6 protein-coding genes are annotated in these 10,775 nt (G+C 65.5%); 5 read left to right on the plus strand and 1 reads right to left on the minus strand.

Annotated features, from left to right (window positions below):
- Positions 1–93 precede the first annotated feature (93 nt).
- Positions 94–1,164: a LacI family DNA-binding transcriptional regulator gene (locus tag CWS72_RS25380; protein ID WP_101253459.1), complete on the minus strand. Its 1,071-nt coding sequence runs from the start codon at positions 1,162–1,164 to the stop codon at positions 94–96.
- A 288-nt stretch (positions 1,165–1,452) separates the two neighbouring features.
- On the opposite strand from CWS72_RS25380, the gene CWS72_RS25385 reads away from it, so the two are divergent.
- The 5 genes from CWS72_RS25385 to CWS72_RS25405 all read left to right on the plus strand — a co-directional run bounded on the left by CWS72_RS25385 (position 1,453) and on the right by CWS72_RS25405 (position 10,578).
- A complete protein-coding gene (locus CWS72_RS25385; protein WP_101253460.1) occupies positions 1,453–2,796 on the plus strand; it encodes an MFS transporter in 1,344 nt (447 codons plus the stop codon).
- A complete protein-coding gene (garD, locus tag CWS72_RS25390; RefSeq protein ID WP_101253461.1) occupies positions 2,793–4,334 on the plus strand; it encodes a galactarate dehydratase in 1,542 nt (513 codons plus the stop codon). The genes CWS72_RS25385 and garD overlap by 4 nt, the downstream gene beginning before the upstream one ends.
- A 96-nt stretch (positions 4,335–4,430) precedes the next feature.
- Complete coding sequence (locus CWS72_RS25395; RefSeq protein ID WP_158240817.1) at positions 4,431–8,492, plus strand: DEAD/DEAH box helicase; 4,062 nt, start codon at positions 4,431–4,433, stop codon at positions 8,490–8,492.
- A complete protein-coding gene (locus CWS72_RS25400; protein ID WP_101253463.1) occupies positions 8,489–9,901 on the plus strand; it encodes a hypothetical protein in 1,413 nt (470 codons plus the stop codon). The genes CWS72_RS25395 and CWS72_RS25400 overlap by 4 nt, the downstream gene beginning before the upstream one ends.
- A 200-nt stretch (positions 9,902–10,101) precedes the next feature.
- On the plus strand, positions 10,102–10,578 hold the full coding sequence (locus CWS72_RS25405) for a CreA family protein (protein ID WP_101253467.1): 477 nt from the start codon (positions 10,102–10,104) through the stop codon (positions 10,576–10,578).
- The last annotated feature ends 197 nt before the right edge of the window (positions 10,579–10,775 follow it).

The following is a 10,775-nucleotide window of genomic DNA, read 5'->3' on the forward strand; positions in this document are numbered from 1 at the left end:
CGGCGCAGGTTTACGGCGGCATTGTCTTTTGGGGCAATGTGTTAATCCCCGACTAATCCGGCTCACCGGGGGGAGAAATTAATTTTGGGTTGTTCAGGCACTGGCCCGCGCGACAATCGAAAAACCGATATCGACCATCTTTTTGTCCACCGGACGGCCGGAAAGGCGGGCCAGCAGAACCTCACCGGCGTGCCGGCCCATGGCCGCCCGATCGACATGCACCGTCGAGAGACTGGGAAAGGTATAGGCGGCGAAGTCCAGATCGGCGAATCCCATGACGGCCATGTCGTCGGGGACCCTCAAGCCCCTGGACTGGGCCTCGGCCAGCACGCCATGCGCCAAGACGTCGGAACTGCAGAAGACCACTTCCGGCCGATGCCCTTCCGCGAGAAGCTGGGCTAGGCCCTCTCGTCCCATGCGCACCGTCGTCGGCGTCGGGACGCAGACCGTGGACAGACAGGACTGTCCCTTGTCCCGCAATGCCGCCTCGAAACTACGTCGCCGGATCTGGGCCCGCTCGTCCTCGGCGCAAACCTGGGCGAATCGGCGGTAGCCCTTGCCAAAGAGATAATTGGCCACTTCGGCGCCGACCTTCTCATGGGAAAAACCGACCAGCATGTCGATCGGCGTCGCCGTCAGATCCCAGGTCTCCACCACCGGGATCTTCGCGGCCAGCAAACATTGGCGGGTTTCCGCCGAATGATTGACGCCGGTCAGCACGATGGCGTCCGGCCGGCGGCTCAGGATCGCCTTCAGCAGATCCTCCTCGCACAACTCGGGAAAGCCGGACAAGCCCAGCATCAATTGATAGCCCGCCGCCGACAGGCAGTCGTTCAACGGCTGGATGGTGTCGATGAACATGGCATTGCCTAGCGTCGGGATGATCGCCGCGATCAATTTGGTCCGGCTCGACGCCAGGCCGCCGGCCAGCAGATTAGGCACGTAACCCGTCTCGGCGATGGCCCGGCGCACCGCCTCGATGGTGTCGGCGGTGACCATTTCGGGACGGTTCAGTACCCGCGAGACGGTGATTGGTGAAACCCCGGCCAATTTGGCCACGTCGCCCAACGTGACGCTGCCGGTCGAACGGGTCGAGGCGCGGCGGACATCACCTGTGTCACCGGAAGCGGGCTTGTCGGAGCCGGAAGAAGAGGAACGGGCCATATTTCGGAACGGCTTCCCATGAAGCGGGCGTCGCCGGCAGACCATGAACTCATCCCGGCCTCCCGACGCGGCATCGGAAATGTCATTTTTGCATCACTCCGAGGTCGGATCAAACACTTGCTGGAAAAGACTGGCGACTTTCCGATGATAGCGCTAACATGCCATCCGCATGCAGCGCTCTTTGAACAAGAAACGGGGAACTCGGCATGCTAATTAAAAATAAAATTAACTAAATCAATTAGTTATTTCGCTCACATACCAGACTAACGCAGCAGGGAGGCTGTCATCATGGACGCGGCAGGCGCCACAACAAGGGCCAAGGCTGGTCATCTTCGCTACTTTATTCTTCTTATGTTATTCATATTGACGTCGGTCAATTATGCGGACCGCGCGACTCTTTCCATTGCCGGTCCTGCCGCTGCCAAGGACTTGGGCCTCGACGCGATCTCGATGGGATACATTTTTTCAGCCTTCGGTTGGGCTTATGTGATCGGACAACTGCCGGGCGGCTGGCTGCTCGACCGTTTCGGATCGAAACGCGTCTATGTCACCAGCCTGTTCATCTGGTCGTTTTTCACCTGTTTGCAGGGCGGCGTCTGGGTCTTGGGGGCGACGGCGGCCGTCATTGCTCTTTTCGCCTTGCGTTTCCTGGTCGGCCTGGCCGAGGCACCGTGTTTTCCAGCCAACAGCCGCGTCGTTTCCGCGTGGTTCCCCACCAAGGAGCGTGGTACCGCCTCGGCGATCTTCAATTCAGCGCAATATTTCGCAACGGTGCTGTTCGCCCCCCTGATGGGCTGGATCACCCATCAATTCGGCTGGCCATGGGTTTTCGTGGTGATGGGCGGACTGGGCATCGTTCTGGCCTTCGTCTGGTCCAGGACTCTGCACAATCCCAAAGACCATCCGCGCATGGGCCAGGCCGAGCTCGATCTGATCGAGGAGGGCGGCGCGCTGGTCAACATGGATCAGCCGAAGGCGAAAACCGCCGATGACGACAAGGGGCTTCAATGGTCCTACGTCAGACAATTGCTCGGCAACCGCATGCTGCTCGGTGTTTATCTCGGCCAGTACGGATTGAACGCCGTCACCTATTTCTTCCTGACCTGGTTTCCGGTCTATCTGGTCCAGGCCCGCGGCATGTCGATTCTCAAGGCCGGGTTCGTCGCCTCGATACCGGCGGTCTGCGGTTTCGCCGGCGGCGTGCTGGGCGGCGTCGTCTCGGATCGTCTGCTGAGGCGGGGCCACAGCCTGACCTTTGCCCGCAAGGCGCCGCTTGTGGTCGGCATGCTGATGTCGACGACCATGGTCGCCGCCAACTACATCAGCACGGAATGGCTGATCGTCGCGGTGATGGCGCTGGCTTATTTCGGCAAGGGTTTCGGCGCGCTGGGCTGGGCGGTGGTTTCCGACACCTCGCCCAAGGAGGCCGTCGGGCTGGCCGGAGGAATGTTTAATTTCATCGGCAGCATTTCCGCCATCACCACTCCGATCTTCATCGGCTATATCGTCCAGGGCACCGGCTCCTTCAACGGCGCCCTGGTCTTCGTCGGCGCCAACGCCCTGCTGACGGTCCTCAGCTATCTGGTGATCGTCGGTGACATCAAACGCATGGAACTGGTCAAAACGAAATGACGGACAAACCCCTTTATATCCGCGTCGCGGACTCCGACAACGTCGCCATCGTCGTCAACCCCGGTGGACTGCCGGCGGGAACCCGGTTCGAAAGCGGCCTTGTGCTCAAGGAACATGTGCCGCAAGGCCACAAGGTGGCGCTCGAGGATCTGGCCGAAAAAGCCGCGGTCGTCCGCTATGGGCAGATCCTCGGCTATACGACCCGGCCGATCGCCCGGGGAGGATGGATCAATGAAACGATGATCCACCTGCCGTCGGCGCCGGGCTTCGACGACTTGCCACTGGCCACGGCGCCGACGCTCGCCCAGCCCCCTCTCGAGGGATACGGGTTCGAGGGATTCCGCAACGCGGACGGATCGGCGGGCACCAAGAACCTGCTCGGCATCAGCACCTCCGTGCAATGTGTCGCGGGCGTGGTCGACCATGCGGTCAAGCGCATCAAGGACGAACTGCTGCCGCGCTTTCCCAATGTCGACGATGTCGTGGCCCTCAACCATGCCTATGGCTGCGGCGTGGCCATCAACGCACCCGATGCCGTCATTCCCATCCGCACATTGCAGAATCTGGTGCTCAACCCCAATCTCGGCGGCGCCGTCATGGTGGTGGCCCTGGGCTGCGAGAAACTGCAACCGGAACGCCTGCTGCCGACCACGGCGATCACCGAGGCCTTCGACGACTCCTCGATCGTCCGGCTGCAGGACGAGGCCCATCAGGGATTCGGCGACATGGTCGCCTCCATCATGGCGATGGCGGAAAAGCGGCTGAGCGTCCTCAACAAGCGCCAGCGGGTTCACTGCCCGGCCTCGGACCTGGTGGTCGGCCTGCAATGCGGCGGTTCGGACGCCTTTTCCGGCGTCACCGCCAATCCCGCCGTGGGATACGCCGCCGATCTGCTGGTCCGGGCCGGCGCCACCGTGATGTTCTCGGAAGTGACCGAGGTCAGGGACGCCATCCATCTGCTGACACCGCGCGCCGCCACCGAGGAGGTCGCCCGGGCGCTGATCCGTGAAATGGATTGGTACGACCGCTATCTGGCCGGGGGCTCCGCCGACCGCAGCGCCAATCCGTCACCCGGCAACAAAAAGGGCGGGTTGTCCAATGTCGTCGAAAAGGCGCTGGGCTCCATCGCCAAATCCGGCACCAGCCCGATCGTCGGGGTGTTGTCCCCCGGCGAGCGCGTCGATCGGAAGGGGCTCATCTATGCCGCGACGCCGGCCAGCGATTTCGTCTGCGGCACCCTGCAATTGGCCTCAGGCATGAACATCGAGGTCTTCACCACCGGACGCGGCACGCCTTACGGCCTCGCCATGGCCCCGGTGATCAAGGTGGCCACCCGCACGTCGCTCGCCCAGCAATGGCACGACCTGATGGACCTCGACGCGGGGCGCATCGCCACCGGCACGGCCACCATCGAGGAGGTCGGCTGGGAACTGTTCCGCCTGATCCTTGAGGTCGCCAGCGGCCGAAAAAAAACCTGGGCCGACAACTGGGGCCTGCACAATGCGCTGACGCTGTTCAATCCGGCGCCGATCACCTGAGCGCCATGTTGACATAGAACCGTCGATCTGGCCGATATGGCGGCAGTCCGGCAATATGGAAGCGGACTGCCGCCGCAATCTCGCCATGCGAAGGTCATGACCAAGTCTCGCCTCGACGTCGCCACGCTCAGCCCCGCCGAACAGACGATCCTGAAGCTGAAGGCTCTGCTCGGACCGGCCATCGGCAAGACGCGTTTCCTCGACTGCCTCAACCGGCTGCGGACGACCGTCCCTGCCTGGCAAGGCAAGACGCTGGCGCCGGTGCTCGACTCCCTGCGCATCCGGGGGTTCCTCGCCGACGATTTCGCCTGCGCGCCGGAGCTCCTCCAGCCGCTGGCCGCCGCCGCCATCGCCTCGCCCGAGGGCCCGGCGATGATCGAGGCCATCGGCGGCATTGTTCCGCAGGGCCATGCCGAGCGCTATTGGGACTACAGATCGGTGGAGGCCGACACCGCGCGCTGGCTGCGCATCGCCGTTCTTCTCAATGACGAAGCCCTGTTCGGACGGCAGATGGAGCTCAGGAACCGCTATTGCCGGAGCGCGCGCCCGCCGATGGATCTTTTCGCCGACACCGTCGTCGGAACGGAGTGGCTGGCGTCGAGATCTCCCTTTTTCCAAAGGGAGATCCTGCGCAGCAAGACCGACCATCTGATCCGCCATGGAACCGCCTCGCCGGACTATGGCGCCCTGATGGACCATGGCCGGCAGACCTTGCTGCCCCAATGTTTTTCCATGCTGGCCGAGTTTTACGCGATAAGCGGGCGCCTCGCCGATCTGGCCGATCTGATCGCCGCCGCTTCGACGGCCGAAGAGGCGACGACCTTCGCCGCCGTCCATGCCCTGCTGTCGGGAGATCCCGGCCGGGCGGCGATCCGCTTCGGCGAGGCGCTGCGCCTGCATCGCAAAGCCGCGCGAAAACGCAAGATCTGGCTGCCCGGCCGTGCCGGACTGCTGCATCTGTGCGCGCTGCTGGCCACCGACGACGCCGCCCACCATGCCGATATCGAGGCGGCGCTCGGCGAGATGGGGGAGACACCCGGCCAGTTTGCCCTCCAGGCCCTGTTCGACCTCGCCCGCAACCGCGCGACGGCGGCCGAATGGGCGCGGCGCGCCATGATGGCCGGCGCGGCGATCGACAGGATTCCCCCCTTCGAGGCCGCCCTGCCGATGATCGCCGCCGCCCTGGTCGATCCGCCCCTGGCCAGGGAACAGATCGAGCGCGCCGTCGCGCTGTTCCGCCGGGTCGAGGACTCGTTGCCGCTGGTGGCGGGCATGGTGGCCGAAGTGCTGGAGCGCATCGTCAGCGGCGAGCCCTATCGGGCGTTCCTGGCCCGTCCTGGCCGGGAAATTTCCTTTCGCTTCCTGGAGATCATCGCCGCCAAGGCAGCCTGGGAACGCTCGCTGGAAAGCCTCGAGGCCATGCTCGTCCCGGCCGCGCCGGCGAGCGCGGAGCCGCCGACCCGGCGGCTGGTCTGGCGGATCGATGCCGATGGACAGGCCGTCGAACCGGTCGAACAGATGCTGCAGGCCCGCGGTTGGAGCGCCGGACGGCCGGTCTCCTTGAAACGCCTGCATCAGGACGCCGCCAAATTCGAGCATGCCGACGAATTCGACCGCCGCGCCATGCGCGCCATCCGGCGCGCGGCGGGCCGCTGGTACGGTCACGAGTTCTATGAACTGGCGCCGGAAACGGCCTTTCCCGCCTTGGTCGGCCACCCGCGGCTGTTCGATATGGACAATCCCGCGCAACCCGTCGAACTGGTTGAAGGCCGGGCCGAGGTGGTGCTGACATCGACGGGATCGGGATTCCGCCTGGCCCTGTCCCACGCCGCTTTCGCGCCCGGGATCTTTATCGAGCGGGAAACGCCGGGCCGCTGGCGGGTGGTGGTGATCGACGCCAAGGCCGTCGACGCGGCGGCCATCATCGGCGAGGGCATCGTCGTTCCCGCCGCCGCCCGCGACCGGCTGACCGCGCTGGCCCGTGCGCAGGCCCCCAGCCTGCCGCTGCGCGTCGAGACCCCCGAGATCGAGGATGCCGCCGCCCAGCCCGGAGATCCCACCCCCGTGGTCCGTCTGGCGCCGCTGGGGGAAGGACTGAAGGTGTCGCTGGTGGTGCGCCCCCTGGGGACCGAGGGGGCGCATTTCCTGCCCGGTCTCGGCGGACGGACGGTCCTGGTCGGAACGACGCGGGTCCGCCGCGATCTGGCCGAGGAAACGCGCCTGGCCCGGGCCCTGGCCGAGGCCTGTCCATCCTTGAGCGGCGAAGGACCGGAATGGCATTTGGAAGAGCTGATGTCCGGCCTGGAGTTTCTTTCCGAACTGCGTCGCCTGCCCGTTCCGGCGGCCATGGAATGGCCCGAGGGGCAAAGCCTGTCGTTGCGCGGCGAAGCCACCGCGAAGAGTTTCAAGGCCAGCATCCGGGGAGGCGACGACTGGTTCAGCCTCGGCGGATCGGTGAGCATCGACGAAGACCTGGTCCTCGATCTGAAGGATCTGCTCTCCCGCCTCGACCAGGCCCGCGGGCGTTTTCTGCCGCTGGACGACGGCGGCTTTCTAGTGCTGGAGTCCCAGTTCCGCCGACAACTGGAACGGCTGCGCCGGATGGGCGACGACCTGAAGATCGCCGCCGTGGCCGGCGTGGCGGTGCGCGACATCCTGGAGGACGCCGGATCACTCAAGGCCGATGCCCGGTGGCGGGACTTCACCCGCCGCCTTGACGACGCCGGGGACTGGCGGCCGGCCCTGCCCGCCGGGCTCGAGGCCGAGTTGCGCGACTATCAGGTCGAGGGCTTCCTCTGGATGAGCCGCCTGTCCCGCTGGGGTGCCGGCGCCCTGCTGGCCGACGACATGGGACTGGGCAAGACGGTGCAGGCCATCGCGGTGATGCTGGACAAGGCGGCGGAGGGCCCCTGCCTGGTGGTGGCCCCCACCTCGGTCTGCGGCAACTGGGTCGCGGAACTGTCCCGCTTCGCCCCCGGACTGAAGGCCCGCCGCCTGGCCGAGGCGGATGACCGGGCCGAGACGCTGGGCGCCCTCGGGACCGGCGATGTGCTGATCTGCTCCTATGGATTGCTGACGCGGGAAGAGGACAGGCTGTCGGAGGCCGCCTGGGCGATGACGGTGTTCGACGAGGCCCAGGCCATCAAGAACGCCGATACCCGGCGGGCCCGATCGAGCCAGCGTCTGCGGGCCGGTTTCCGCCTCGCCTTGACCGGCACGCCGGTGGAAAACGATCTCGAGGAATTGTGGAGCCTGTTCCGCTTCATCAATCCGACGCTGCTGGGCAGCCGGAAATCCTTTGCCCAGCGCTTCGGCACGCCGATCGGACGCGACAACGAGCCGATCGCCAAGGCCACCCTGAAAGCCCTGGTCCGTCCCTTCCTGCTGCGCCGGACCAAGGCCGCCGTTCTGGCGGAGCTGCCGGCCCGGACCGAGCAGACCCTGTGGATCGACCTGGACGCCGAGGAACGGGCCCTCTACGAGGCGCTGCGCCGCCGCGCCCTGGAAAATCTGGAGGCGGCGGGGCAGCGCACCCGCATCCACATCCTGGCCGAAATCACCAAACTGCGGCAGGCCTGCTGCCATCCCGCCCTCGCCTCGCCCGGGACCGAAATCGCCGGCGCCAAGCTGTCGGCCTTTCTCGACCTGGTGAAGGAATTGCGCCAGGGCCGCCACCGCGCCCTGGTATTCAGCCAGTTCGTCGGCCATCTGGGCAAGATCCGCGCGGCGCTCGATGCCGAGGGCATTTCCTACCAATATCTGGACGGCGCCACCGCCGCCCGGGAACGGGAACAGCGGGTGGCGGCCTTTCAGGCCGGCGCCGGCCAGCTGTTCCTGATCAGCCTGAAGGCGGGCGGCTTCGGCCTCAATCTGACCGCCGCCGACTATGTCATTCACCTCGATCCCTGGTGGAATCCCGCCGTCGAAGACCAGGCCTCCGACCGCGCCCACCGGATCGGCCAGCAGCGCCCGGTGACCATTTACCGCCTGATCGTCAAGGACAGCATCGAAGAAGGGATCCTGGGCCTGCATCGCAAGAAGCGCGACCTCGCCGACGCCCTGCTGGAAGGCAGCGACGTCTCGGCGCGGCTGTCGGAGGAGGATTTGCTGGGCCTGATCCGCGGCGGAGAGCCGGGCGGCGAGGATCCCCTTCGATGACCGATAATGTCCAGCGTCTCCGCATTCTTTCGGCGGCTCTCGCCGTCGTCGTCATTATCGGGGTCGTTGCCAGGGACGTCACATCCCTCGCCTGGGGCCGCGACGCCGCCCGTGCCGCGCTGCTGGCTTTCGTGGCGATCGAGGCCCGCGCGGTGGTGCGCGGTGGACGCATCATGCTGGCGGTCTGCCTGACGAGCGCCCTCGCCGCCTGGATCTGGCAGCCCGATCCCCTGTCCCTGCTGGGACGGGCCCTGGATGACGGGGCCTTCATCGTCGGCCTGTTCGCCGCGCTCAGCCTGCTGCGCGACGCCGCCGAGAGCTCCCATCTGGTTCAGACCTGCGGCGGCTGGATGGTCCGCCAGCCGCCCGGCCGGCGTTATCTGGTCTTGAGCGTCGGCAGTCATCTGATTTCCCTGGTCTTGAACTTCGGCGTCCTGCCGCTTTTGGGCACCATGGTCCTCAAGGGTAATACCTTGGAGGCCGCCGGCGGCGACGTCCGCGTCACCGCCATCCGCCAGCAGCGGATGATGACCGCCGTGCTGCGTGGCTATTGCATGATGACCGTATGGTCCCCCTTGTCGATTTGTTTCGCCGTCACCCAGGTTTCGGTTCCCGGCATCGCCTGGTGGCGATTGCTGCCGCTGCAGCTCGGACTGGCCGTCCTGCTGATGGGACTGGGCTGGGTGATGGACCGAAGGGCCTTCCCCGGAACGCAAGCGCCCCGGGGCGCCGAACAGGCAGGCGGCCACCGCCCCATGTACGCCCTGGGCATTCTGATCGGCGCCGTCGTCACCTGTTCGGTGGCCTGGGCCGAGACCCTGGGCGTCCGCCCGGTGATCGGCGCCATGATGGTGGTGCCCGTCTCCGCCCTGATCTGGCTTACCGCCCAGCATTGGAGCGCCCAGCCGCAAGCGGCCGTCGCCATGGCCTTTCGCCGTCTGGGCCAGCGCCTGACGGTCAGCATGCCCTCCTATCGCAACGAATTCGTCATCCTGGGCGGTGCGATGTTCTTCGGACGGCTGGCCTCGGCCTTCCTCTCGCCCGAAATCACCGCCAAGATCATCGGCCTGGTCCCGCTGCCGCCGGTCGCCGTTTCGGTGCTGCTGGCCTGGGCGATGATGCTGCTTGCCAATTTCGGCGTTCCGCAGATCGTCACCGTCACCCTTTTGGGCAGCGCGGTCACCAACCTGACCCGGCTCGGCATCGATCCGCTGGTGTTGGCCAGCGGCCTGATGGGGGCCTGGTCGCTGTCGGCCACCACCACGCCGGTCGGCGCCGCCGCCCTGACGGTGGCCCGGCTGTCCGGTGTTTCCTCCACGACCGTCGCCCATGAATGGAACGGCGCTTTCGTCCGAATGGGCGCCATCCTGATCGCCCTGTGGATGCTGGCGCTGTCCTTGTTCCTGTGAACTGAAGGGGCCCGCGCCATCGTTGGCGCGAAGCCAAGGGATACGGATGTATCCCGCCCGGCGATTGAGGCCTCTGTGATCGGTTCCGATCACAGAGACTTGGTATAACGCGCTATAAAGAATTTCGTCCGGGGTGACGGACCCGACCGAACGTGGCACCATCCCCCGCGATCGCCCGCTGGCTCAAAAGGATGCCCTTGATGACCCGACCGCTTGTTCCGTCTTGTCTGTTCGCGCTGCTGGTGGCGACAACCGCCGCCCTGCCCGCCCACGCCGAAGAGGTCGGCTGCGTGTCGACCAACATCCGCATGCTGGGACTGGCCAATGACAAGGTCTGCATCGATTCCTTCCACGACCCCAAGGTCGACGGCGTCGTCTGCCATGTCAGCCGCGCCAAGACCGGCGGCGTCAAGGGGGCCGTGGGTCTGGCCGAAGACACCTCCGACGCCTCGATCGCCTGCCGCCAGGTGGGTCCGATCGCCATCAAGGGCGATCTCAAGGACGGCGAGGACGTCTTCAAGGAAAACCGGTCATGGCTGTTCAAGAGGCTGCAGGTCGTGCGCTTCTTCGACAAACCCAACAACACGCTGGTCTATCTCAGCTATTCCGACAAACTGATCGACGGTTCGCCGAAGAACGCCATCTCGACGGTGCCGATCATGCCTTGGGGGAAGTGAGGCAAAACTAATAAAGGCCTCATTTCAGTACCAGGTCGTCATCCTAGTGCATTGACGCAAACAGAGGATTCACAAGCGGCCTGAACCATGCGATTCTCTCGGCATGGCTCAGACCGTCTGCATCCTGCTTTCCGTCGAAGACCGCGAGCGTTTGTCCGCCGTCATCGTCGACCGTAACCGCCCGCACAAGCACATCC

The sequence above is a fragment of the Telmatospirillum siberiense genome, from assembly GCF_002845745.1.
In the GTDB taxonomy this organism is placed as follows: domain Bacteria; phylum Pseudomonadota; class Alphaproteobacteria; order Rhodospirillales; family Magnetospirillaceae; genus Telmatospirillum; species Telmatospirillum siberiense.